At 31.6% G+C, this 25,507-nt stretch carries 22 protein-coding genes; 10 read left to right on the top strand and 12 right to left on the bottom strand.

The features are described from left to right. The first annotated feature begins 7 nt into the window (after positions 1 to 7). Positions 8 to 397, top strand: coding sequence for a DUF7147 family protein (locus HMPREF2586_RS08455; RefSeq protein ID WP_064209090.1), 390 nt, complete (start codon positions 8 to 10; stop codon positions 395 to 397). A gap of 84 nt (positions 398 to 481) precedes the next feature. Here HMPREF2586_RS08455 and HMPREF2586_RS08450 read toward each other — a convergent pair whose 3' ends face one another. Continuing rightward, positions 482 to 733 (bottom strand): YlbG family protein, encoded by a 252-nt coding sequence (locus HMPREF2586_RS08450; RefSeq protein WP_064209091.1) that lies wholly within the window; start codon positions 731 to 733, stop codon positions 482 to 484. A 131-nt stretch (positions 734 to 864) separates the two neighbouring features. Between HMPREF2586_RS08450 and HMPREF2586_RS08445 the strand changes: the two genes are divergently transcribed. Continuing rightward, on the top strand, positions 865 to 1,791 hold the full coding sequence (locus HMPREF2586_RS08445; RefSeq protein ID WP_064209092.1) for a glycerophosphodiester phosphodiesterase family protein: 927 nt from the start codon (positions 865 to 867) through the stop codon (positions 1,789 to 1,791). A 67-nt stretch (positions 1,792 to 1,858) separates the two neighbouring features. Here HMPREF2586_RS08445 and HMPREF2586_RS08440 read toward each other — a convergent pair whose 3' ends face one another. Together HMPREF2586_RS08440 and HMPREF2586_RS08435 are read right to left on the bottom strand one after the other, a co-directional pair. Further along, on the bottom strand, positions 1,859 to 2,293 hold the full coding sequence (locus HMPREF2586_RS08440) for a YlbF/YmcA family competence regulator (RefSeq protein ID WP_046207850.1): 435 nt from the start codon (positions 2,291 to 2,293) through the stop codon (positions 1,859 to 1,861). An 11-nt stretch (positions 2,294 to 2,304) separates the two neighbouring features. Then, a complete protein-coding gene (locus tag HMPREF2586_RS08435) occupies positions 2,305 to 3,354 on the bottom strand; it encodes a CAP-associated domain-containing protein (protein ID WP_046207851.1) in 1,050 nt (349 codons plus the stop codon). 180 nt (positions 3,355 to 3,534) lie between these two features. Between HMPREF2586_RS08435 and HMPREF2586_RS08430 the strand changes: the two genes are divergently transcribed. After that, positions 3,535 to 5,790, top strand: a complete 2,256-nt coding sequence (locus HMPREF2586_RS08430; RefSeq protein WP_070658359.1) for an ATP-binding cassette domain-containing protein — start codon at positions 3,535 to 3,537, stop codon at positions 5,788 to 5,790. Positions 5,791 to 5,955: 165 nt separating this feature from the next. Here the strand turns inward: HMPREF2586_RS08430 and HMPREF2586_RS08425 are convergent, their stop codons facing one another. Then, complete coding sequence (locus tag HMPREF2586_RS08425) at positions 5,956 to 6,432, bottom strand: DUF420 domain-containing protein (RefSeq protein ID WP_046207853.1); 477 nt, start codon at positions 6,430 to 6,432, stop codon at positions 5,956 to 5,958. Positions 6,433 to 6,456: 24 nt separating this feature from the next. Further along, a complete protein-coding gene (gene cyoE, locus HMPREF2586_RS08420) occupies positions 6,457 to 7,368 on the bottom strand; it encodes a heme o synthase (RefSeq protein ID WP_070658357.1) in 912 nt (303 codons plus the stop codon). A 279-nt stretch (positions 7,369 to 7,647) separates the two neighbouring features. On the opposite strand from cyoE, the gene HMPREF2586_RS08415 reads away from it, so the two are divergent. After that, positions 7,648 to 8,556, top strand: coding sequence for a COX15/CtaA family protein (locus HMPREF2586_RS08415; protein ID WP_046207855.1), 909 nt, complete (start codon positions 7,648 to 7,650; stop codon positions 8,554 to 8,556). 62 nt (positions 8,557 to 8,618) lie between these two features. Here the strand turns inward: HMPREF2586_RS08415 and HMPREF2586_RS08410 are convergent, their stop codons facing one another. From HMPREF2586_RS08410 to HMPREF2586_RS08400, 3 genes are all read right to left on the bottom strand, one after another. Beyond that, positions 8,619 to 12,074, bottom strand: coding sequence for a pyruvate carboxylase (locus HMPREF2586_RS08410; RefSeq protein ID WP_046207856.1), 3,456 nt, complete (start codon positions 12,072 to 12,074; stop codon positions 8,619 to 8,621). A 368-nt stretch (positions 12,075 to 12,442) separates the two neighbouring features. After that, the gene (gene ftsW / locus HMPREF2586_RS08405) at positions 12,443 to 13,678 is read right to left on the bottom strand and encodes a cell division peptidoglycan polymerase FtsW (RefSeq protein ID WP_046207857.1); all 1,236 of its coding nucleotides are present in this window, start codon (positions 13,676 to 13,678) and stop codon (positions 12,443 to 12,445) included. 357 nt (positions 13,679 to 14,035) lie between these two features. Continuing rightward, positions 14,036 to 14,311 (bottom strand): Fpa/YlaN family protein, encoded by a 276-nt coding sequence (locus HMPREF2586_RS08400; RefSeq protein ID WP_019469266.1) that lies wholly within the window; start codon positions 14,309 to 14,311, stop codon positions 14,036 to 14,038. A gap of 344 nt (positions 14,312 to 14,655) precedes the next feature. On the opposite strand from HMPREF2586_RS08400, the gene HMPREF2586_RS08395 reads away from it, so the two are divergent. Then, a complete protein-coding gene (locus HMPREF2586_RS08395; RefSeq protein ID WP_046207858.1) occupies positions 14,656 to 15,138 on the top strand; it encodes a hypothetical protein in 483 nt (160 codons plus the stop codon). Next, positions 15,139 to 15,312 (top strand): DUF2197 domain-containing protein, encoded by a 174-nt coding sequence (locus HMPREF2586_RS12655; protein ID WP_073342466.1) that lies wholly within the window; start codon positions 15,139 to 15,141, stop codon positions 15,310 to 15,312. It abuts the gene before it with no gap. 615 nt (positions 15,313 to 15,927) lie between these two features. Here the strand turns inward: HMPREF2586_RS12655 and typA are convergent. Further along, a complete protein-coding gene (gene typA / locus HMPREF2586_RS08390) occupies positions 15,928 to 17,775 on the bottom strand; it encodes a translational GTPase TypA (protein WP_046207859.1) in 1,848 nt (615 codons plus the stop codon). 100 nt (positions 17,776 to 17,875) lie between these two features. Here typA and HMPREF2586_RS08385 point away from each other — a divergent pair, with 100 nt between their 5' ends. Next, complete coding sequence (locus tag HMPREF2586_RS08385; RefSeq protein ID WP_046207860.1) at positions 17,876 to 18,067, top strand: DUF5325 family protein; 192 nt, start codon at positions 17,876 to 17,878, stop codon at positions 18,065 to 18,067. A 193-nt stretch (positions 18,068 to 18,260) separates the two neighbouring features. On the opposite strand, the gene HMPREF2586_RS08380 is transcribed toward HMPREF2586_RS08385, so the two are convergent. Further along, complete coding sequence (locus tag HMPREF2586_RS08380) at positions 18,261 to 19,076, bottom strand: inositol monophosphatase family protein (RefSeq protein ID WP_046207861.1); 816 nt, start codon at positions 19,074 to 19,076, stop codon at positions 18,261 to 18,263. Between the two features lie 246 nt (positions 19,077 to 19,322). On the opposite strand from HMPREF2586_RS08380, the gene HMPREF2586_RS08375 reads away from it, so the two are divergent. Next, on the top strand, positions 19,323 to 19,934 hold the full coding sequence (locus HMPREF2586_RS08375; RefSeq protein ID WP_046207862.1) for a YktB family protein: 612 nt from the start codon (positions 19,323 to 19,325) through the stop codon (positions 19,932 to 19,934). Between the two features lie 405 nt (positions 19,935 to 20,339). Here the strand turns inward: HMPREF2586_RS08375 and HMPREF2586_RS08370 are convergent, their stop codons facing one another. Next, on the bottom strand, positions 20,340 to 20,846 hold the full coding sequence (locus tag HMPREF2586_RS08370; protein ID WP_070658352.1) for a DUF4064 domain-containing protein: 507 nt from the start codon (positions 20,844 to 20,846) through the stop codon (positions 20,340 to 20,342). Between the two features lie 238 nt (positions 20,847 to 21,084). Here HMPREF2586_RS08370 and HMPREF2586_RS08365 point away from each other — a divergent pair, with 238 nt between their 5' ends. Both HMPREF2586_RS08365 and HMPREF2586_RS13050 read left to right on the top strand, forming a co-directional pair. Beyond that, positions 21,085 to 22,410 (top strand): Nramp family divalent metal transporter, encoded by a 1,326-nt coding sequence (locus HMPREF2586_RS08365; RefSeq protein WP_064209130.1) that lies wholly within the window; start codon positions 21,085 to 21,087, stop codon positions 22,408 to 22,410. A 241-nt stretch (positions 22,411 to 22,651) separates the two neighbouring features. Further along, positions 22,652 to 24,195, top strand: a protein-coding gene (locus tag HMPREF2586_RS13050; RefSeq protein ID WP_371090930.1) for an IS3 family transposase whose coding sequence is annotated in 2 segments (ribosomal slippage) — positions 22,652 to 23,326 and positions 23,329 to 24,195 — 1,542 coding nt in all. Because the reading frame shifts where the segments join, the coding sequence is not laid out codon by codon here. Between the two features lie 106 nt (positions 24,196 to 24,301). Here the strand turns inward: HMPREF2586_RS13050 and auxB are convergent. Beyond that, positions 24,302 to 25,471, bottom strand: coding sequence for a lipoteichoic acid stability factor AuxB (gene auxB / locus HMPREF2586_RS08350; RefSeq protein ID WP_070658348.1), 1,170 nt, complete (start codon positions 25,469 to 25,471; stop codon positions 24,302 to 24,304). Positions 25,472 to 25,507 lie beyond the last annotated feature (36 nt).

Below are 25,507 nucleotides of genomic sequence, written 5' to 3'. Positions count from 1 at the left end.
GGGCAAAATGAAACAAGCCTTTATACAATTGGGCGAGGGCCTTACAGACTTATTTGAATTTACAACGCTCATTGAATACAATCACGCACGAATCGAGCATATCGTTTATTTCCACACCCCTACTTTTGATAAACAATTATCTTCAGTGGCTATTATTATGAAACCTACCCAAGGTCAACATTTTCAGGCGATGTACATTATGGTAAATGCAGTTAAATATCCATATCCATATTCGAATAAAAAATTCAATTTAATTAACGAACAAGCAGCACGTTTCAACATTGATGTGAAAGAAATTGATGTGCAACCACCCGAGCATTTTCATTCCAACAGTATTTATTTCAATTATTTAATCAGTGTATTGAGACTTCAACGGTGGATACCACCATTACAATAGTCGTAAATAAAACAAAGTCACGTAGTTATATTTAAAGCTAATGTGACTTTGTTTATTAATAAAAAATATTTAAATTTAATACAATCACGAAAATTCATGTTGTTCTTTTGGATACTCCTTTTTAAGATATTTATAAGGAGAACCTGCTATATGTTTTACATATTTTAAGCTCATCAGTTTGTCTACAATAGTGTCAGCCTCTTCTTCATTTATATACATAATAACATAACGTTGTAACTTATTCGTACTGACTATATGTCCAAATTTTCTAATTTGGCGTTCGTGTTTCATATGTTTTAAATATATAACTAAACTTGTTCTAGATACAATATTCATACTATTATCACTCCATTTATTAGCCACTTTATAATATCATGCCTAATTCGATTAATAAATAACAATTATTTTGAACAATAGCTAACATTTGCTATATTACTGTATATACTCAAATCAAGGAGGATTTGCGCATGACAACAATAAACAAATTAATAAAAGGTGCATTTTTAGGTACGGTTGGTTTAGTAGGTAGTGTTATTTTCTTTTCTAAATATAAAGCTAAACCTACGAACCAAGAAGTTCCAGCTTTTTTCTCTAAGCCTGCACCGTACATTTTCGCACATCGTGGTGGTATGGCAGTAAAACCTGAGCTAACAAAACTCGCATTTGACAATGCTTTATCACATCACGTAGACGGATTCGAAATTGACGTGAGATTGACTAAAGATCAACAATTAGTGGTTTTTCATGATGCAGATGTTGATCGTACAACAAATGGCTCTGGAAAAGTAGCAACACATACTTTAACTGAATTAAAACAGCTAGACGCAGGTTATCATTTCAAGGATTTAAACGGCTCAACACCTTATCGTAATCATCCTGACGCTAAAATACTGACTTTTGATGAATTATTAACATTATATCCTAACACACTGATAAATGTTGATCTTAAAGATGATTCACAAAGTAATCAAGGTAAATTAGCACCTAAAATAATTTACGATATCATTGTTAAAAACCACGCGCAAAATCGAGTTTTAGTTACTAGTTTTCAAAGCGATCAAATTAATTTGTTCAAAAAAGAAAGCAACCATACAATAGCGATTGGCGCAAGCCAAAATGAAGTGGCAGAAGGCTTCTTAAAATTCAAATCAGGTTTAGGTAACACGTTTAAACCACAAGCACATACATTTCAAATGCCAGTGAATTTTAATGGTATTAAATTGACTTCTCCTAGATTTATTCAGTGGTTAAATGAACGTAACATCGTTCCAGGCTTTTATGGCATTAACAATTTAGATTTAATGAATGATTTAGTTAAAACTGGGGTGCATACGTTAGTCACTGATAGACCTGATTTAGCAGAACGTTTTAAAAACACCTATCGAAATAAATAATTATACAAAAGCTGGGTCACTACAAGTGCCCAGCTTTTATATGAATTAACACTACAGCGTTGATTTGCTATAAAGAACAGCTACAAGAACCACCTGTAGCACAACCACTTGCATCTTTTTGGAAAAATGGATTGCCAGTTTCTATCTTTACATTTTCAGATACAGCATAAGCTATTTTCACGATAACCTCATCTATTAAGTTTTGTAATGCAACCTCTTTTTGTTTGTAATCCATAACTACAGGTAGCATTTCATAAGCACGTTTACGTTTACGTGTTTCTAACATCACTTTTTGGTAATCTGGATGATATTTACCAAATCTCATGATTTCATCATATTGTTCTTTTGATTTTAAAAAGGCTTGATAGAGTAAATGTGCTTCATCGTTTTCTTGTAAATTTTGTTCTGCTTTTTTAAATGAATGATATAATCGTGAATCAAGTATTTTATCACTTAAATGCTCAATATCATCAAGAATATTCACCGTTTCTTCTGTTATCATAATAATCTCTCCTACTTATCTTCAATGAAAATAATTGTATAATATCCGTTTGACACTTCGCCGCCAACTTCATTGTATTTAGAATTTAACATCCTTGATCTATGAATATCAGAGTTTAACCAACTGTGGATTAAAGTTGGTACTTCGTTAAAATCATAACCCACATTTTGACTAGTGGAAACAAAAGAAATATTTTGTTCATTCAGCTTTTGTTTTAATGCATCTTCTGTGAATTCTACACTGTCAGTATCAATAGCTTCGTATAAATTGTATGATGCGATATGAGCTACGTCATTGTTGATTTTTAAAGGTTTTGCATCTTTTAATTTACGCATTTCATTAGTTATTTCATAAAGTGTCATCAATTGATTTGCATTCTGTTCATATGGTATTTTTTTATAATTATTTTTCACCTTTTTATCTTCTTGTGCAGTTATCATTTGATAAGGTTTAAATGCCATTAATGCTTCACTATCTAAATATCTTACACCTACGATTTCGTTAGCTTGTTGATCAATATATATTTGTGCATAAACATCATTAAATTTAATTAATGTCTGTGTTTTCATATCTGAATCAGAAAGTTCTATTTCATACGTTTTGCCATTAGCTTTAATCGTCGGTTCCGGATTGATACTGTACTTTTCGAAAACATGAGATGCATTGTCACCAATTTCTACCGGATTAGCGTTAGCATTTTTACCAGTGGCATACACAGATTTAATCTTATTTTTTTTAGTTGTTACAAGATAATATTGATCTTTTTGTTTAAAGACGTAGTTTTTAAAACCACCTTTATATGCATACACTCTATCAGCTTGTCCATAATTTTCAGTTAAATTATGTAAATCTTGTCCAATCCAAGTACCCACACCTTTTTTAAGCTTTGGATTTTCAACATTTGTTTTTGTGTTTCGAAAATCTTTATTTTGTGTTGTTTTTGACGTATCTTTATTAGGATTTTCTAAAACATCGAATTTCAAACGCGGTGAGTAAAATAAATAAATTATAAAACAAATCAATACTAATACACCAATAACTTTAATTATCAGTTTCTTCATCGCTCATCCACCTACATTATTCTTTGGTTCATTGTACATGTTTATAACAGATACAAGCAAGGCATGTCCTCAAATTTATTGATTTGTAATCATCCCTTTACATTTTCATCATAGATTATCTTAACACGACTTAATAGACAATAAAATTTTGGGTATAAAATAAATAAAGGGGTGGCAAAAATGTCAATCATTCGTATTCACGGTGCGAAACAAAATAATTTGAAAGATATTTCCGTAGATATACCAAAACATAAAATTTCTGTATTCACTGGTCGTTCTGGTTCAGGTAAGTCATCATTAGTCTTCAATACAATTGCTGCCGAATCTGAACGTTTACTTAACGAAACATATTCTACATATATACAAAACCAATTAAAACAATATAGTAAACCAAACGTAGACTTAATAGAACACTTACCCGTAGCTATGATTATCAATCAAAAAAGATTAGGGGGAAATTCACGTTCAACTGTAGGTACAATTTCTGATATATATGCTTCAGTCCGTTTATTATGGTCACGTATCGGTACACCATTTGTAGGATATTCTGATATCTTTTCTTTTAATAACCCAAAAGGTATGTGCGAAACATGCTCTGGCCTTGGATACATAGAAGATATTAACTTAGAAGAGTTATTAGATTTTGAAAAATCTTTAAATGAAGATGCAATCCGTTTCCCTTCTTTCAGACCAGATAGTTGGCGTGGTAAACGTTATTTATATTCAGGTTTATTTGATAATGACAAGAAATTAAAGCATTATACTAAAGAAGAATTGGATACTTTGTTATACACGAAACCTACCAAATTGAAAAACCCTCCTGAAAACTGGCCAAAAACTGCAAAATTCGAAGGGCTGATCCATCGATTCAGACGTTCATTTTTATTAAATGATAATTTCGAAAAAAATAAATTCAAAAATGATATTGAAAGAGTTGTGACGTCACAAAAATGTCCGACATGTGATGGCAAGAGATTAAATCAAAATGTATTAAAATCTAAAATTAACGGCTTAGATATTGCTGATTTCACACACTTATCTATTGATGATGCGATGCATTTCATAAAAAAACTAGAATCTAGTAAAGCACAATTTATAATTAACCCTTTGCTAAAGCAATTAGAATCTCTTAGTTATATCGGTCTTAACTATCTTACTTTGGATCGTGAAACGAAGACCCTGTCAGGTGGAGAGTCTCAACGTATTAAACTTATCAGACATCTAAATAGTCCTTTAAGTGACCTAGTTTATATCATTGATGAACCGAGTGTCGGGCTACATCCTGAGGATATTCAAAAAATAAATGAAATTATTCAATCGCTTAAAAACAAAGGTAACACAGTTCTAGTTGTAGAGCATGACCCTGACGTTATCAAAATCGCTGATCACATCATAGATTTAGGACCTTATGCCGGAAAAAATGGCGGTGAAATTATTTTCACTGGTAGTTATTCTAGTCTGTTATCATCAAATTCTAGTACTGGACAAGCACTAAAGAAAAAACACAAATTAAAATCAAAAGTAAGACCAACTCATGCGTTTATTAACTTAAACCATATGACGCAAAACAATTTAAAGGATATTTCAGCGCGTATTCCTAAACATGCAATGACTGTGGTAACCGGTGTAGCTGGATCTGGCAAGAGCACACTTATACACGGGGGCTTAAAAAATAATACTGATGCTATTATTATTGATCAAAAACCGGTGCACGCTTCAAGTCGTTCTCATTTATTAACATATCTTGATATATTTGAAGACGTCCGTAACTATTTCAGTAATCATACAGGCTTAAAGAAATCATTATTCAGTTACAACTCTGAAGGCGCTTGTCCTGAGTGTCATGGCAAAGGCGTGTTAAAAACTGAGCTTGCGTTTATGCCAGACTTCACTCAAATTTGTAATGTATGTGGTGGTAAAAGATATAAACCTGAAGTATTAAGTGCAACGATTGCAGGCTATTCAATAGCAGATATATTAAACTTAACGGTGGATGAAGCGTTAGATTTCTTCCATACAAATAGGTCTATTGCAGAACCTTTACAATCATTGAAGGCAACTGGCTTAAATTATATGAGTTTAGGTCAAACACTTGATACACTTTCTGGTGGTGAAATACAACGTGTTAAACTCAGCAAGTATTTAACACACACTGTAAGCGGCCATATCTTTGTATTTGATGAGCCTACCACTGGTTTACATGAAGATGATATACCAATTATTTTAGCTAGTTTTGATAATTTAATTGAGCAAGGTAACACTGTGATAATCATTGAACATAATTTAACAATGATGACGCATGCGGATTGGATTATAGATATTGGTCCATATGCTGGAAATAAAGGTGGCAAATTACTATATCAAGGGAAACCGGATGGTCTATTAACAAACACTGCTTCTGTTACAGCAAAACACTTAAATAGTTATTTATCTTAGGTTAAGATGCTTCTACACTTAATTCATATTTTCACATTTTTATTAATATAAAATAAATCCAAATGTATCTGTAACCTTTAAATAAAAAATAACCTGCGACACAAAAGTGTCGCAGGTTATTTTTAGATATAATCAATATTTTAGCTAGATTAGTCTCTCGCATCCTTAGCTAAGTATATTTATAAAACCGAAAGTTGCTTTCAATAATGATGTCGTTTCTCCGCCTGGATATAATACATAGAGTAGTACATAAACCATCACGCCTGTGATAGCAGTACAAAACCAAACAATTGATGCAATTGGTCCTACAAATCTGTGAAGTTTAAACTTGTCTTTGAACGCAGTGATAATTTGGAAAAGTCCCAATAACCCACCAATGGTAGCTAAATTGATATGAAAAATTAAGAATATTGTATAATAAATCTTAATTGATTCTGGACCGCCAAAAGCAGTATTACCAATAAATATCGTTCTCGAAGCATAAATAATAAAAAATGTTAGCGCAAATACGGCAGCAAGTAACATAAATTTTTTATGACTTTCGATTTCTCTTTTCCATATTTTACGCCATCCGATTGCAATAAGGATTGCGCTTATCACTATACATGTTGTGCTAATTGTAGGTAAGATTGGTAAATTCATAAATTCCATCCTTATTAATATTTATTAGAACATTTTAATTAATGAAACAACAACAACGAGTACGAAGAAAACTACTAAATAGTTTAAAGAATAAACAAACATTTTTGTTGCCCATTTTGTTTGATCTGAATCTTTGTTAAAACTAGTTAAACCTAAATATAACCAGCCTAAGTTTAATAACGTAGCTAATACCATAAACGTTGTACCAAGATCACTCAATAATAATGGTAATGGTAATAACAATATTAGCCATATAAACATACTCACTCTCGTGCGTTTGAAACCTTTAACAGAAGGTAACATCGGAATATTTGCCAAGCTATATTCATCTTTACGTTTTATTGCCAATGCATAAAAATGTACTGGTTGCCAACAAAATATTACTAAGAATAGCGCTACAGCAATTATACTAATATTACTCTCGATAGCTGTCCAACCTATTAACGGTGGTACAGCACCAGGAAAACTCCCAATTACTGTATTCCAAACTGTATGACGTTTAGACCAAATTGAATAAAATGACACATAGCCAACGATACCTAACAATCCAATTACACCGGATGGTATATTTAAAGCAAATAATAATGCTTCCCCTACGAGCATCATTCCAAAACTAAGTAATAATAAATTTCTATTTGAAATTTTTCCATTAACTGAAGGTCTTTGCTGTTTACTTGGCATGATACTGTCAATATCTTGATCATAGTAATTATTTAAAGCGCATGCGCCCCCCATAATTAATGTCGAACCTACCAACATCATTAAAATCTGTGGTATTGACGAGAGGAAGGAATGATTTGCCAACACAATTGCAAGCCATGAACCGGCAAACGCTGGAATTAAATTGCCCTGTACTAGTCCCATCTTAATAATTTGTTGTAACTCTTTAAACGTTACACGACTAGAATTATGCGACAAAGTTTGTTCTTTGTTCATAATTTCCCTCCTAAATTTTCCATATAATACAATGATATATCAATTTAAGGTCATTGACTACATTTATACAAAGTTATTTGTGACACTTTATCGACATTCACAAATAGTCATTTTTGTGACACAATTAGAAGTGTATTTCTTGTTATAATAATAATTAAGTTTTATTTAAAAATAAAGAAGTAAATGTAAAGAGTCTTTGGTTTACAGTATAATGGTTGTTATCATTTGAGCTGAACCATTACTCATATTCTGTTTTATTTATTTGTGGGGGGTTAATTCTTGTTTAACAAAAAAAACCTGAAATGGTTATCTGTATTGGCAGCGATAATAATGGCATTTGTACAGCTAGGAGGTGCCCTAGTTACTAAAACTGGTTCAGCTGATGGTTGTGGCTCTGACTGGCCGTTATGTCATGGTGCTTTTTTACCTCAAAATTTGCCTATACAAACAATTATTGAATTAAGTCATCGTGCAGTATCAGGTCTATCTTTAATTCTTGTTTTATGGCTAGTAATAGTTGCTTGGAAACATATTGGTTATATCAAAGAAGTTAAACCGTTATGCATGATTAGTATTGGTTTCTTATTATTACAAGCACTTGTTGGTGCAGCAGCAGTCATGTGGCAACAAAACGATTATGTTTTAGCGTTACATTTTGGTATTTCATTAATTTCATTCTCTTCAGTATTTGTTTTAGCGTTAATTATCTTTGAAGTAGACCGCAAATACGAAGCTGATGAATTATTTATTCGTAAACCACTTAGAATCTACACATGGATTATGGCAGTCATTGTATATTTAACGATTTATACTGGAGCTTTAGTTAGACACAAAGAAGCAAGTTTAGCTTATGGTCAATGGCCGCTTCCATTTAATGATTTAATACCTCATAACGTACAAGATTGGGTGAACTTCACTCACAGAGGTATGGCTTTAATCGCTTTTATTTGGATTTTAATTACGTTTATACACGCAATTAATAATTACAAAGAAAATCGAACAATTCGTTTTGGTTATACCGCTGCATTTATTTTAATAATTTTACAAGTGATTACAGGTGCTTTATCTATTATTACTGAAGTGAATTTATTAATTGCTTTATTGCACGCACTATTCATAACAATATTGTTTGGTTTAATTGCTTACTTTATTGTATTGATGCTAAGAACGATAAGAAGTGGTGGATAATCTACTTTAATTAACTTACAAAAATGCTGGGATACGTTAACCGTATCCCAGCATTTTTTAGTTTAATCTTCTTGCTCTTTTTCAATTTCTATTAATAAATCTCCTGTTTCAATCGCATCACCATTTTGTACTGTCACTTTTCTTACGACACCATCAAATGGTGCTTGAATAGTTGTTTCCATCTTCATAGCTTCAGTAATCAATAATGCTTGCCCACTCGTCACAGATTCACCTTCTGTAATTTTAACTTCTGTAACTGATCCTGGCATTTGTGCACCAATATGATTTGGATTCAGTTTATCCGCTTTGGGTTTAACGCTGGCATTGGCTTTCACATTTTCATCTTGTATAAAGATACGTCTAGCCTGACCATTCATATCATAAAATATCGTACGTACGCCTTTTTCATCAGGTTCTGTAATCGTTTTAAGTGTAATAATTAATCGCTTACCTGTATCAATCTCAATTTCTACAGTTTCATTTGCTCTCATGCCAAAGAAAAATGTTGGCGTATCAAGAAGTGATACATTGCCATATTGTTCTTGTGTCGAAATAAATTGTTCATAGACTTTAGGATATAACACATAACTGATTACATCTTGCTCAGTGACTTCTTTTTGTTGTTTTTCCTCTAATTCTTGTCTCACTGTTTCAAAATCGACTGGCTCTAAGTATTCTCCTGGGCGTTCAGTTAATGGTGTTTGACCTTTCAATATCACTTTTTGAAGGTCTTTATTGAATCCATTTACCGGCTGACCAATTTCTCCTTTAAAGAATGATACGACAGATTCAGGGAAATCTAATTTATATCCATCTTTTATTATCGTTTGTTCATCTAAATCATTTTGAACCATGTATAAAGCCATATCACCAACAACTTTTGATGAAGGTGTTACTTTAACAATATCACCGAATAAGAAATTAACACGTTTATACATATCTTTCACTTCATTAAATCTATTGCCTAAGCCTAAACTTTTCGCTTGTTGACGTAAATTCGAATATTGTCCACCTGGCATTTCATGTTGATAAATTTCTGTGTTAGGTGACTTAATATCACTTTCGAAATCGCTATAGTATTGACGTACAGTACCCCAATAATGTGATAATTCTTCCATACCATCAATATCTGCACGCATGCTTCTACCGAAACCATTCAGTGCATAATACAACGAATTACCACTAGGTTGACTGGTTAAACCACTCATAGATGCAACTGCTGTGTCAATGACATCTACACCTGCATCTATAGCTTCTTTATAAGTTAATAGCCCATTTCCGCTTGTATCATGTGTGTGTAAATGAATTGGTAAATTGACCGCTGCTTTTAATTCACCGATTAATTCATACGCAGCTTTTGGTTTTAATAAACCGGCCATATCTTTAATTGCTAAAATGTGGAATCCTTCTGATTCAAGTGTTTTCGCCATATTTATATAGTAATCTAATGTGTAAATATCAGAACGATTACTATTTAAGAAATCACCTGTATAGCAAATAGCGCCCTCTGAAATCTTACCTGCTTCTTGAACGGCTTCATTTGCCACTTTCATTTGATCTATCCAATTTAATGAATCAAATATGCGGAAGACATCTATACCTGCATCAGCACTTTCTTTCACAAATTTTTTAATGACATTATCTGGATAGTTTTTATAGCCAACAGCGTTAGATGCACGTAAAAGCATTTGGAATAAAACGTTTGGAATAGCTTTTCTTAATCTTTCAAGTCTTTCCCACGGATTTTCTTTTAAGAAGTTGTAAGCAACATCAAATGTTGCGCCGCCCCACATTTCTAATGAAAAACTATCTTTCATTACTTCTGCTGTTTTAGAAGCAATATTCATCATATCTTTAGTTCGTACGCGTGTGGCCAACAATGACTGATGTGCGTCTCTGAACGTTGTATCTGTAATTAATACATCTTCTTGTTGTTTTAACCATTCCGCAACTGCTTGTGGCCCTTTATGATCTAATAACTGCTTTGTACCTTCAAATTTTTCGACAACCTTTTTTGGAACCTGAGGAATTGGCGACGTTTCATAAATCGGTTTCGGCCTTTTTTCTACGTTAGGAAAACCATTGATAGATACATTACCTATATATTCTAATGTCTTTGTTCCTCTATCTAATGTAGGTTCAATATCAAATAACTCAGGTGTACTTTCGATAAACTTAGTCGTGTAATCTCCGGTCTTGAATTGAGTATTTCTCATTACATTAATTAAAAATGGCACATTAGTTTTCACGCCACGAATGCGCATTTCTTGTAATGAACGGTCCATTTTTTCATTTGCTTGTTTAAACGTCATACCATGTGTAGATAATTTTACAAGTAATGAATCATAATATGGTGAAATCTCGGCACCTTGGAAACCATCACCAGCGTCAAGTCTGACACCAAAGCCACCACTTGAGCGATAAGCAATAATTCTACCAGTATCTGGCATAAAGTCATTTGTTGGATCTTCCGTTGTAATACGACATTGAATCGCATAGCCTAATGTTTGAATATCTTTTTGTTGTGGCATGCCTATTTCATCATCAAATAGTTTTTCACCATCTGCTACAAGAATTTGAGTTTTAACAATATCTACACCTGTTACCATCTCAGAAATTGTATGCTCAACTTGTACACGAGGGTTAACTTCTATGAAATAGAAATCGTCTCCAGATACTAAAAATTCAACTGTACCAGCATTTACATATTCAATATTTTCCATTAATTGAATCGCAGCATCACATATACGCTCTCTTAAATCATCAGTAAGTGCAACAGATGGCGCAACTTCAACAACTTTCTGATGTCGTCTTTGGACAGAACAATCACGTTCATATAAATGAACGATGTTTCCATGTTCATCACCAATGACTTGTACTTCAATGTGTTTTGGATTATCTATATATTTTTCAATATAAACCTCACTATTACCAAAAGATTTCTCTGCTTCAGATTTTGCTCTGTGAAATGCTTCTTCCAATTCATCTTCTGAACGCACAATACGCATACCCTTACCGCCGCCACCGCTTGTAGCTTTAATCATCAATGGGTAGCCGGCTTCATTTGCAAAAGCAATTGCATCGGATTGATTATCAATTGGTCCATCTGTACCTGGAATAACTCTTAAATCAGCATTTATAGCTGTCGTTCTTGCCTTAACTTTATCCCCAAACATGTCTAGATGTTCGACACGTGGGCCGATAAACTTTATCCCCTCTTCTTGACAGCGTTTAGCAAAAGTTTCATTTTCACTTAAAAATCCATAACCAGGATGAATTGCGTCCACTCCTGCACGTTTCGCAACATCTAAAATGCGCTCTATATCCAAATATGATTCTGCTGGTCCTAAATCTTTCCCAACTAAATATGACTCATCAGCTTTATATCTATGTAAAGACCCTTTATCTTCGTTTGAATAAATCGCAACTGTTTTAATATTCAATTCTGTTGCAGCCCTAAAAATCCTTATTGCTATCTCTCCACGATTGGCTACCATAAGTTTATTAATTTGTTTCAAATCATGGTCCCCCTTAAATTTTGAATTTTCTAAAAAGTTGAATATAAAATTGATTATAGCAAAATACGAACTATGTATACAGTAAAATAGTTTTCACATTTTTTAAAATTACAATAAAACCATTACTTTTATTTTAAAGATAAGACTAACTATTTTATTGTAATTAACACTGAAAAAATGGATACCTATCGTATTTAAGAGAGATTATATCACAAAAACAACATAATATAAAGTTATCATTATTAATAACTTAAACTTATCAAAAGAGTTAAACTTATTAACTTTTTCAAAAGTAGCTTGTACAGATAAAAAAATAAGCAAACGTTTCCAACATTTGCATGTTGAATCGTTTGCTTATTTTGCACGTATTAATTATTTTTTGGCACGCTAAAATTTTTAGTATGTTTACGTTGCTGTCTTCTTTTCGATTCATCTACTTTAATTTGTTTAGCTGTAATTAACAATAGTCCCATTGCAATACTTAAGCTAATCATTGATGACCCACCAAAGCTAATAAATGGTAACGGGACACCAGTTAAAGGTATCGTGCCTGAAATACCACCTAAATTGACAAATGTTTGACTACCTATATAACTCGCAACACCTACACAAACTAATTTATAAAAGTATGAGCTTGTTTTACTCGCAAGTTCAAATGCACGATATACAATAAAGAATAATAGGCAAATGACAATTAGCCCTCCAACAAGTCCAAGTTCCTCACAAATAATAGAGAAAATAAAGTCAGTATGTGGTTCCGGCAAATAACCTAATTTCATAATACTATTTCCTAAACCACGGCCTAACAATCCTCCATTACCAATTGCAATTAATGAATTAGAAATGTGGTAACCTGTGCCACCTTCATTACTAAATGGATCTGTAAGGGTACTGAATCTAGCCGTTAAATAATCTGGCACGAGCCCTATGAGTAAAAATAAGCCACCAATAAGTACAACACCTGTAAGAACAATTAAACCATATTTTAGCGATTTTTGAACGCCAATACCTGCATAAAATAAGATTGAGAAAAAAATTATTAAAATTAATAATGTTTGCCCTACATCGCGCTGTAAAAACACAAGGCCAATACAAATAGCAGATAAAATGATTGGTGAAGTCATTAATTTAGGATTTTTAAAAACTTTTGGCCTTTTCTTTTCAATCATATATGGAATATATAATATCAAAGCAATTTTCAACAGTTCTGAAGCTTGTAAATTCATAAAGCCTAAATTAATCCAACTTTTCGAACCATTAATATTACTTCCTACTAAAAGCGTTGCCATTAATAATAAGATAATCCCAAGCATCATCCATTTTTGAAACTTAATTGTTTCCAAAAACTTCACATTCATCACAAAAGCCATAATAAAAACAAGAATGATACTCATAATTACGTACATTAATTGCCTAGTGTAAAAATATGTTCCTGTCACAGGTACACCGCCTGTTAAAGAACCTTTAGTGGCTGCAACCATACTTGCACTATATACCATGACTAAGCCAATGAGACATAACAACAAATATGTAATTACTAACGGATAATCAATATATTTAGCATTCTTGCTAATATATTGAAAAAAACTCTTTATGTTATTCATTCGACATATCATCCAATTCTATTTTATATATTCTTTACATATTAATCATTTTTAATAAAAGTTTCAGAAACGTTACGTTATTCTAAAAACCGAAATTGTTTTTTAAATTAATTGTACCTTTAACAGTATATCAAAAATTGTATTCATTTTTCGAACAAATATAATTTGTTGTTCAATCATTAATATACTAATACATCCTTTGTTATCAAACAAAAAAAGTGGCTACGATACAATCAATATAATATTGACATCTTAGCCACTTCAAATATCTTATGTAGTTTTTTAACTACTTAATTTCACTTTATATCATTTTATTTAGTAAAAATAAATTTATACTTTTAAAATTACTGAATCCAATTAAACGTTTGTAAATGCCTCATGCAATTTGGACAATTCTTTTTCTAAACGAAGCATTAAATCTTTGCCCGCTTCTCTGTCTACCAAGCCTAGTTCAACAGCAAAATCAACTTCTTTTTGTAAACCAAACATTTGCGTATCAAGAACTTCTTCATACAATGGGCATTGAGGTAATGTAAGATTATCCATTTGAACTTTGATCAATTGAAGAATCCTGTCTGCATCTTTATTTAATTGGTCATATGCCGCACTGTTTAATTTTTGGCCCTTTACCATGACATACTCCCCCTATCAATTGTAACTTTATATGTAAAAGTTTATCTTACTGATACAGAAAAAGCAAGCGAATTCAGTAATATACTAAGGCTAGTTATTTATGATAATATTAGAAATAGTGATATATTTAGTTTAGTTACATATATAATTAATGAAACGAACTACACAAATCATTGTGCTATGAGCGTTCAAGCAATTAGACATTTTTATTTATATGAAGCATCTCATATGATATAAACTATTTAATTACGTTTAAATTCACAAAAATGTCAATTATTGTAACGGCTGAACTTTTTGTCGATTCGTTTTATTTAAAATTTTTATAATACATTAGGAGTGGGATTATGATTCAAATTAAGGGTGAAGTTAAATTTCCAATTACTTTAGATAGTACAACTTGGATATTTGATGATAGAAAAGTTAAATTAGAAGATTTAGAGAGTGGTGTTTTTGACGGCACTAAACCAATCAATTTCGATGACAATCGGGAATGGAATCGTGCAATTTTAGAAGGACAAACAAATCCTCCAACACTTAATTCAGAAATTAAATATAGAAAAAGAGCAGTTTTAGAAAATTCATTTGTAATTAATATGTCACCATTTTTCAAAAATGCTGAGCCTTATGATCATGCGAAAGCAATACGTTTATTTAATGATAATGACTCAATAGAAGTGCCAATAGATTTACTACCATATCTTTTCTTCCAATTCGCTCGTGATGGTAAAAGACTTTATGAAGATAACTTCGTAGATAGTTTTGTCTATATTCCAGAACAAGGTTATTCATATGAGTTCAAGTATGTTACTCACATCGAGGTGATTTAAATGATAAAAGTGCAATGTATTATCTGTGATACCGAAGTATTCATTGATCAAAATACATTAGAAGCTAAAAGATTAAGAAATGATCCAATGCACACTTTTATGTGCGACGAATGTAAAAGTCGTCTGGATACACCAAAACAACGTAATCAAGCAACAACCTTCGACCATCGATAATCTATTTGTACAGACTTACACATCTTTTAAACCAAAAAGCAAAATATAGCTTCATCATATTAGCAATCATTAATAGCTTTGACCATCGTCATCGACTGTTAATATTTTATAAGTCAACTGGAACCTTAATCTTAAAATACGCCCTGTGAAAGTTTCTATCAATTTGAAACTTTTATAGGGTTTGTTTTATATCACCATTGCTTATCAATTAACTTTCTTGATGTGAAACAACACTGATCCTGTATACTCAAGCAACTCATGATATACTTTGAAGTTTTATCAGTAACTACTATTCTAGATTTCACGATTACTTATCAAAGATATTCGCTACAAAATCAAAATATTTATCTATCATGAATAAATACAATTAAATGATTTAATTTGATGTCATGTGTATAAAAGTTATAAGTTAATATAACACCTCTGCTTTACTAAAACGCCTAATTAATTAAAAATCGAACTAATTATATTACCAAATACAGATCATTTTTACTACTTAACAAGTGAATATCATAAAAAAAAAGCAACATCAATCTCTATATTATTCCAATAGAAATTGACATTGCCATGTTAATCAAAAGTATTTATTGCTCCAATACTATGATGATTTACTAATTACTCTTCTTCTTGCATTAATTGTTTGATTCGTTTTGCTTCTTTTTCACGCGCTGCTTTTTCTAAAATTGTTTTTCTAATGCGAATCGTTTCAGGCGTTACCTCTACTAATTCATCATCATTGATAAATTGTAATGCTTCTTCTAAAGTTAATTTTCTTGGGCGTTTCATTGTAACTGTTTGATCTTTTGTAGCTGAACGTACGTTAGTTTGGTGTTTTTCTTTCGTAATATTTACTGTTAAGTCATTTTCACGATTGTGTTCACCGACAATCATACCTTCATATACTTCAGTACCTGGTTCCATAAAGTTCGTACCACGATCTTCTAATCCCATAATCGCATATGAACTTGCTTGACCTTTGTCCATAGACACAAGCGCACCATTTCTTCTACCGCCTATACGGCCTTTAACACGAGGTTTGAATTCTTCAAAAGTATGGTTAATAATACCGTAGCCACGTGTCTGTGACATAAACTCAGTAGTATAACCGATTAAACCACGTGCTGGAACCATAAATATCAGACGAGTTAAACCATTATCAGTAGTCACCATATCTAGCATTTCACCTTTACGTTGACCTAATGATTCTATGACAGCACCTGTATATTCTTGTGGTACTTCACATTGTACACGTTCGAATGGTTCACATTTAACGCCATCAATTTCTCTTAAGATAACTTGTGGTTTTGAAACTTGTAATTCATAACCTTCACGTCTCATATTTTCAATTAAAATAGATAAATGTAGTTCACCACGTCCTGCAACTATCCATTTATCTGGAGATTCTGTTTGAGTTACTTTTAATGATACATCTGTTTCTAATTGTTCATCTAAACGCTCTTGAATTTGACGAGACGTTACGAAGTCACCTTCACGTCCAGCAAACGGTGAGTTATTAACTCTAAATGTCATTTCCAATGTAGGTTCATCTATTCTAAGAACCGGTAAAGGCTCTTGATGATCATTAGGTGTTACAGTTTCACCTACGTTAATGTCTTCCATACCTGAAACAGCAATTAAATCGCCTGCATAAGCTTCTTCAATTTCTTCACGTTTTAATCCGAAATAACCGAAAATTTTAGTTACTCTGAAATTCTTTACAGAGCCATCTAATTTTAATAAAGATACACTATCACCAACACGCATCGTTCCTCTAAATACACGTCCTACACCAATACGTCCAACATAATCGTTATAATCCAACAATGCTATTTGGAATTGTAACGGTTCTTCTCTATTATCAATTGGCGCTGGCACATAATCAATAATTGTTTCGTAAAGTGATTGCATGTTTTCATCTTGTTTTTCAGAATCTAAACTTGCAGTACCATTAACAGCTGATGCATAAACAACAGGGAAATCCAATTGTTCATCATTAGCTTCTAATTCAATAAATAAATCTAAAACTTCGTCTACTACACCTTCAGGTCTAGCTTCAGGTTTATCAATTTTATTTACTACTACTACAGGTTTTAAATTTTGTTCAAGTGCTTTTTTTAATACGAAACGTGTTTGTGGCATTGTACCTTCATAAGCGTCTACAACTAAGATTACACCATCAACCATTTTCATAATACGTTCAACTTCGCCACCGAAATCGGCGTGTCCAGGTGTATCTAAAATGTTGATTCTGTTATCTTTATAATTAATTGCCGTATTTTTAGCAAGAATTGTTATGCCTCGTTCTCTTTCTATGTCGTTAGAATCCATTGCTCTCTCATCAACATGCTCATTTTCACGGAAAATTCCTGATTGTTTTAATAATTCATCTACTAATGTTGTTTTACCATGGTCAACGTGAGCGATGATTGCGATATTACGAACATCTTCTCTTATTTTAGTCATTTTATATAATTTCCTTTCTCGAGTAAATTCCCACTTTTCTTTGCAACTTTTTTATTATATCATATAATTGGTTAAAGAAAACTATAAAGGTGTGGTTGGGATGCAACAAAAAAAATCTAAATCAATATTCTGGGTACTCGCTATCATAGCGGTTATATTTTTGCTTTTGTTTAGCTTTAGTATCGCTGCTACAAATGTTCCAATGATGATTTTAACATTTATACTATTCATTGCAACATTTGGGTGCGGTTTCACTTTAAAAAAGAAATATCGTGAGAATAATTGGTTATAATTATAAAATAAATGAGGACAGAAAATCATTAAAAAATGTATTTTCTGTCCTTTTTTATATGTTAATTTTATTTAAAAATGCTTTAAAGTTTGTATTTAACACGCTACTAATTAATCCATCATTGACTTTCTGTATCACATCACTTACTTTAAAAGTTAAAATTTGATTAGTTATATGATTCAAAACAATCATCTTAATGTTTTAATCGTTTTTGTAATGCTTCTATCATTTCATTATTTTTTTGAAAATGAAATTCTAATAGTTCTGCATGTAATTGAGGATTTGCCATTACTATGGAACTCGGTTCATATATAGACAAGGCATTTCCCATTAAATCTGTGCCTATGCCACCTACTTCTTGCAAAATGATTAAACCACCAGCAAAATCCCAAGGTTGTAATCTAGGTGTAATGTAGCCTCCTAATTTACCCGTAGCTACATGAATAATTTCTAAGGCAGCCGAGCCATAAGCCCTTGCACTTCTAGCTTCATCCACAATTGGTTTGAACACTTCACCTAACTTTGGCTTTGTAAGCCAATTTGGATTAATACCAATTATACTTGTTTTTAAAGGACTCGATTGAATAGTAGATAACGAATTCCCATTTTCAAATGCACCATCTCCAACTTTTGCATGGTAAAGTTTATCATTTATGACATCGTATACAAATCCTGCATATGGTTTGCCATCATTAAATATGCCTATAGAAATTGCAAAATTTTCTTTTTGATGTACAAAATTCAACGTCCCATCGATTGGGTCAACAACCCATACAATACCTGATTCATCTTTAAGGTCATGTCCATGTCCCTCTTCACCAATTACTAAATGTTCTGGATAAGTCTGCTTAATATTGTCAAAAATATACTTTTCAGTCGCTTTATCAACATTCGTCACTAAATCATTGGGATTTGACTTAGTTTCTATTTCTATACCTTGTTTCATGATTTTTTTTACATTGATGCCCGCTTCTAAAATAAGGCCTTTTGCAAACTCATAAACAGTCATTGTATCCCTCTCCTTTTTCACGACTCACTTTTCATTAATATTTAATAAGATAAAGTTCTATATATTTAAAATAGTCAATTGTATGTAATATCATATTAGTTAATAATACTATGTTTTTACCCTGATTCATAGGTTTATACACGTTTCTGTGCAATGTAATATCGTTCAAAGAAAAATGCAATGGCAATGTTTATAGAATAATATTGTGCTAAAATAAAAATAATAATTACATACTAGGAGGTTAAAATGGCTAAATATACATTTAAAGCAAACGATTTTAAAGCATTTACTGTTGATGGTTTAGATAACAGAATGGAAGCTTTGAATAAACATGTTCGACCACAATTACATGAATTAGGAGAATATTTTTCCCAATATTTAGAGGCAACAACAGGAGAAGTATTTTATCCTCACGTTGCTAAACATGCAAGACGAAGTGTAAATCCGCCTAAGGATACATGGGTTGCATTTGCAACTAACAATCGCGGTTATAAAATGTTACCTCATTTTCAAATAGGTCTTTTTGAAAACCAATTATTTGTCATGTATGGTGTTATGCACGAAGCAAAAGATAAAGCGCAGCGTGTGAAGGTTTTTGAAGAACAATTTCAAACCCTTAAAAACTTACCATCCGATTATAGTTTAAGCTTGGACCACATGTCTCAAGAAAAAACTTACATCGCAAACATGTCAGACGATGATATACAGAGTGCAATTGATCGTGTTAAAAAAGTGAAAAAAGGTGAATTATTTGTTGCACGCACACTTGCCCCAAATGCGAATGAATTAAAAACAGATAAAGCTTTCTTAAACTTTTTAGAAGAGACTTTCGCACAGTTATTAAAATTTTATAAATAATGTTTAACTCCGATTCTATAAAGCAACCAAGGTATAAATAGCTTAGACATTATAAAAAGAGTGGGACAGAAATTTATTATTATTAAAAAAATTCGTCGTCCCACTCCAGTTATGTTGATTAGAATTAAAAAAAGAATAATATGAAAGAGTTTAGGTCATCGTTGAGTCGACCTAGACTCTTTTTTTATGTTAATAAATGTACTTTAACGTATTTCGTTAACTAACTTTAAATTAACGGACAGAAGCAAAAAAAATATATTTATTTAATTTCTATGTCTGTATCCTTATTAAATCCAAAAATTATACTCATAACTAAACTGCTAACATAGACAATACTTTGTTAGCAGTTAGCGTATATTTTCAATTTTTTATAAATCTTTTAATGGTACGAATCGTTCACATAATTTAATAAATATATGGATCCTCATCTTTTTTCTTTTTTAATTCTTGCTCTGGATTCATGTCACTTTTTTGTCGTGAATCATTATTCTTGCCATTTTCACTATTGTCATTTGACTTCATTTGATATTGTGATTGAATTTTGTCTTTTTTTACTAACAGCATAATACCAGCAATTATCCAAAGTATTAATGCGATAAAATTACCAGTAAAAATACTAATTAAAGCCGCTGCAATTAAAAGACACCCAGCTAAAATTCTGTTTCCTTTAATTGTAAAAACACCACAGAATCCTAGAATCGTCGCGAATAATAAAAATCCACCTTGCATTAATATCGACGCTTTAAGTGCATCTGCTGATATAGACATACCTTGCTGTTCATATATTTGATTTAATGCTTCCTTGGATTCGGGAAAATTCAATAAAATTAACCCCAAAATCATGAGTATTAAAAATAATAAACTAAGACCGTTTGCAATCCAAGCAAGGATTTTTTCTGCTTTCCGATTCATCATTTTTTCCTCCTATTCTTTCATTATCACTATCATAGCAAATTTAACAATATTACAAAATTACAAAGTATTATTTTCTATATTTCAAAATATTAATTTACTAATAAAAAATTAAAAGCAGTAAAATTTTAACCTAATAATTTTTCTTTGTTAGGTTGACCTAATAATTTTTTTGGAGTAATCTATAAAAAGTTAGTTAGAAGTATAGGAGGTATCACTATTGACTAATAATATAAAAATGCATAATAAAAGTTTAGAAGAAATCAACAATACGGTTTCTATTAATACCAATGGTAAATTTAGTCAAAAGTTATTATCTTATTTAGGTCCAGGATTATTAGTAGCAGTTGGTTACATGGATCCAGGTAACTGGATTACTTCAATGCAAGGTGGTGCACAATTTGGATACATTTTGCTATTCGTCATTTTACTCTCTAGCTTATCAGCAATGTTACTACAAAGTATGACGGTAAGATTAGGAATAGCTACAGGTATGGATTTAGCACAAGCTACAAAATATTACTTAAATAAACCATTATCTTTTGTGTTTTGGATTATTGCTGAATTAGCAATTATTGCAACCGATATCGCAGAAGTAATCGGAAGTGCGATAGCATTAGATTTATTGTTTGGCATTCCATTACTTGTTGGTGCGCTTATCACCGTATTAGATGTATTTTTATTACTCTTTATTATGCGATTTGGTTTCCGAAAGATAGAAGCAATCGTAGGTACGTTAATTTTCACTGTACTTGTGATCTTTATATTTGAAGTGTTTATCGCTTCACCACATGTCAATGAGGTTTTAAGTGGTTTTGTACCAAGCAAAGAAATTATAACGAATAATAGCGCGTTGTTTATTGCACTTGGGATTATTGGTGCTACAATTATGCCACACAACTTATACCTACACTCTTCTATTGTGCAGTCAAGAATGTATGATAGAAATAGTCTAAAATCAAAAGCACATGCAATCAAATATGCTACAATGGATTCTAATATTCAACTTTCGATTGCATTTATTATTAATTGCTTATTACTTGTTTTAGGTGCAGCCTTATTTTATGGTGTTAATACTGATCAATTAGGTGGTTTCTACGATCTATATCATGCTTTACAAAACCAGCCTATATTAGGAGCTTCTATGGGGGCAATTATGAGTACCTTATTTGCAATTGCTTTATTAGCATCAGGCCAAAATTCTACAATTACTGGTACGATGGCTGGACAAATTGTAATGGAAGGTTTTTTACACCTCAAAATTCCAAATTGGTTACGTAGACTTGTTACACGTCTCCTTGCAATTTTACCAATTATATTCTGTATCATTATTTTTAAAAGTGATGAAGCTAAAATTGAACAATTACTAGTATTTTCACAAGTATTTTTAAGTTTAGCTTTACCATTCTCATTAATACCTTTACAATTGGCGACAAACAATCGTTATTTAATGGGACAATTTAAAAACAGAACTTGGGTTAATACGATATCGTGGTTATTAATCATTATTTTAAGCTTATTAAATGTATATTTAATATTAGAAACATTTAAAGAACTTATGTAAACATATTACTTAAATATATACAGACTAATAAAACAGCAATTTCTTTATTGAAGTTGCTGTTTTGTTTATTTTTAAATCTAATACCTTTGTTTAATGACGATTTCTGTATGTTTTCATTATTATAGTGATTTTGTGAACGGTCAAAATTGTCAAATATTCATATAAAAAAAAGCAAATCCATTTTGATATGCTCCCTTCAAAGTAGACACTTAAAAATGTAAACTTTGAAGGGAGCTTTTTTATGACTCATAGAAAATTATCACCTGAAACTTATCAAAAAGCTTTCAGCTTATATGAAGAAGGATATAGTATGAAAAATGTAATTCAAAAATTAAATTTAAATTGTTCTCCTAGAACATTATTGATTAACTATTATAAATTTAAGAAGCATGGAATAAAGGTGCTTTTACCAATTCAGAGAAATAATACTTACTCAAATGAATTTAAGCTTAAAGTTGTGCACGAATATATAAATGATGGCCTATCTTTAACTGATTTAGTAGTTAAATATAATATCCCCACTACTTCAACTGTAAACAAATGGATTTCAAAGTATTTATCGGGTAAAATATTAAAAACATATTCTCCAAAACCCGAGGTGTATCAATTGAAATATAAATCATTAACATTTGAAGATCGTGTAGAAATCGTTGATTATTATATGAATCATGGCCAATCGTATAAGACAACAGCAAATCATTTTAACATCAATTATAGCCAAGTATATAACTGGGTGAAAAAGTACAACTTGCATGGGTATGATGGACTTAAAGATGGACGTGGAAAAGGGAAACCCCAGTCTGTATTAACACCTGAAGAGGCATTAAAAGCTGAAATTAAGATACTTAAAGAGAAAAATAAATTTCTTCAAATGGAAAATGACGTTTTAAAAAAGGAAGAAGAAATAGAAAGGAAGTTGATGAAACAGGCATCAGACAAAAAGCATCATACCAAACGGTAAAAGCATTTAAAAACCTTTATCCGATAGCTTGGTTATGTTCAGTATTAAAGATATCACGTTCAAGTTACTATAAATGGTTACATCGAAAACCATCAAATAAAGAAATTGAAAACCAAAAATTAATCAAAGATATCGTTGATATCTACAATAAATACAAAGGCATATATGGATATCGTCGTATATACATATATTTAAGACTTAAACTACATCAAAAAGTAAATCATAAACGTGTCTATAGATTGATGAATCAACTTAATCTAAAATCTACTATCCGCCCTAAAAGAAAACGATATATTAAAACAACACCTGAAATTACAGCACATAATATATTAAATAGAAAATTTGAAGAACAAATCCCAAATAAAAAATGGTTAACTGACGTTACAGAATTCAAACTCAGCAATGGTAAAAAACTTTACTTAAGTGCTATTTATGACTTAGGCAGCAAACAGATTATCAGTCATAAATTAAGTACCTCAAATAACAATAAATTTGTATTAGATACGCTCAAAAAAGCAGTCAAACTTGTGCCGAATACCGAAGGTATACTCTTGCATAGCGACAGAGGATATCAATATACAAGCAGATTATTTAAAGTTACGTTAGAGCAACTTGGTATAAAACAAAGTATGTCACGACCAGGATGTTGCATAGATAATGGACCTATGGAAGGAGTATGGGGAACTATTAAAAGTGAATTGTTTAGAGGAAGAAAAAAAGTGATTTTTAAAGACAAGTCTACAGCAATAAAAGCAATTAATTCATATATAGAATTTTTTAATCAAGAAAGAATAACATTAAAAATGGCTACCCTTATATCGTAAATATAAGGTAGCCATAAACATTTTGTTTTTTTCACTGTCTACTTGACAGGGTGCAGTTCATTTTGGATTTGCTCTTTTTTGTGCATAGCATAATAAAATACATGCTTTATTTTTCTTTATCTGTATCTGCTGCTTCGCTTTGCATATTCTTACTTGATTGGTTTTGTTCTTCATCACTCTCTGATGACTCTGCAGATTGACTTGTGATTTTCTTTCGTTCTTCAAAATTCATTCTTCGTTGATTAACTGCACTGGGTTGTTGCTTACGTCTTTCTTTTTCACGCTGTTTACGTGCTTTCTTTTCTTGCTTGATCCGAGCTTTTTCTTCTGCTTTTTCTTGTTTCAATCTGGCAGCTTCCTCAGCCTTTTCTTGCTTGATTCGCTGTTGTTCTTCATATGCTTCTTGTTGAAGTTGTTGTTCTTTTTCAAATGCTTCTTGTCTACGTCTAGCTTCTTCTTCAGAGGCTTGGCTATCAAAGTTTTGATCTGCTAGGTCATTTTGAAGATTTTCATCATTATCATTTGACTGCTGTTTTGATTTATAATTATATTTGGCTTGTCGAGATAGTACTTGAGGTTCTTCCTCTTTTGAATTGATATCCGAATTTACTTTATTAGCAACTTCGGAACTATACCCACCTCTTCTTAATTGTTGTTCTTGATTTGATGGTTGTTCTACGTCAGAAGTATCTTGTTGTGCTTTATATTGTGGGTTTGGTTCTGTTCTTGGTTCAGGGTTTGGTTCTACTTTTCTTTCTTGTCCATAGTCATTATAACCACCTTGATAACCACCAGAATAATATGCTGGTATCATTTCTACTTTATCTTTGCGTGCAAACATCATAATTGCCACTATTAAAAATAGAATCGGTATAATGAGTGGTACAAATAACAGAACTAAAGGTAAAGTTACGATTGTAGCTATTAAAAATAAAAAACCAGATAATATTCTAATATTCATTGATATTAAAGCTAAAAACGATATTAATAAACAAACAATAAAATATACGATAACTGCCCATATACCATTTTGTAACCAAATAACGAATTGAATCGTATTTAATCCATTATTCGCCAGTATTTGCTGAATAAAATCATTACCATTTAACGACGTTTCTAAATTTTGAATAGAACTTTCACTACTAAAAGAAACTAGTGCAATAAACATTGTGATGATTGTTAATAATAGTAAGAATATCCAGCTCAACCAACCCAATACCTTTTCTGCTAGTCGACTCACTGGACGCCTAACTTGAGTATATTGTTCTCCTGACATTTCTATACAACTCCTTATACTACTTATCAAACTATT

Source organism: Staphylococcus sp. HMSC034G07 (assembly GCF_001835975.1).
Classification (GTDB): domain Bacteria; phylum Bacillota; class Bacilli; order Staphylococcales; family Staphylococcaceae; genus Staphylococcus; species Staphylococcus ureilyticus.
The sequence above is the reverse complement of the archived record's forward strand: the minus strand, read 5'-3'. Positions and strand labels throughout refer to the sequence as shown.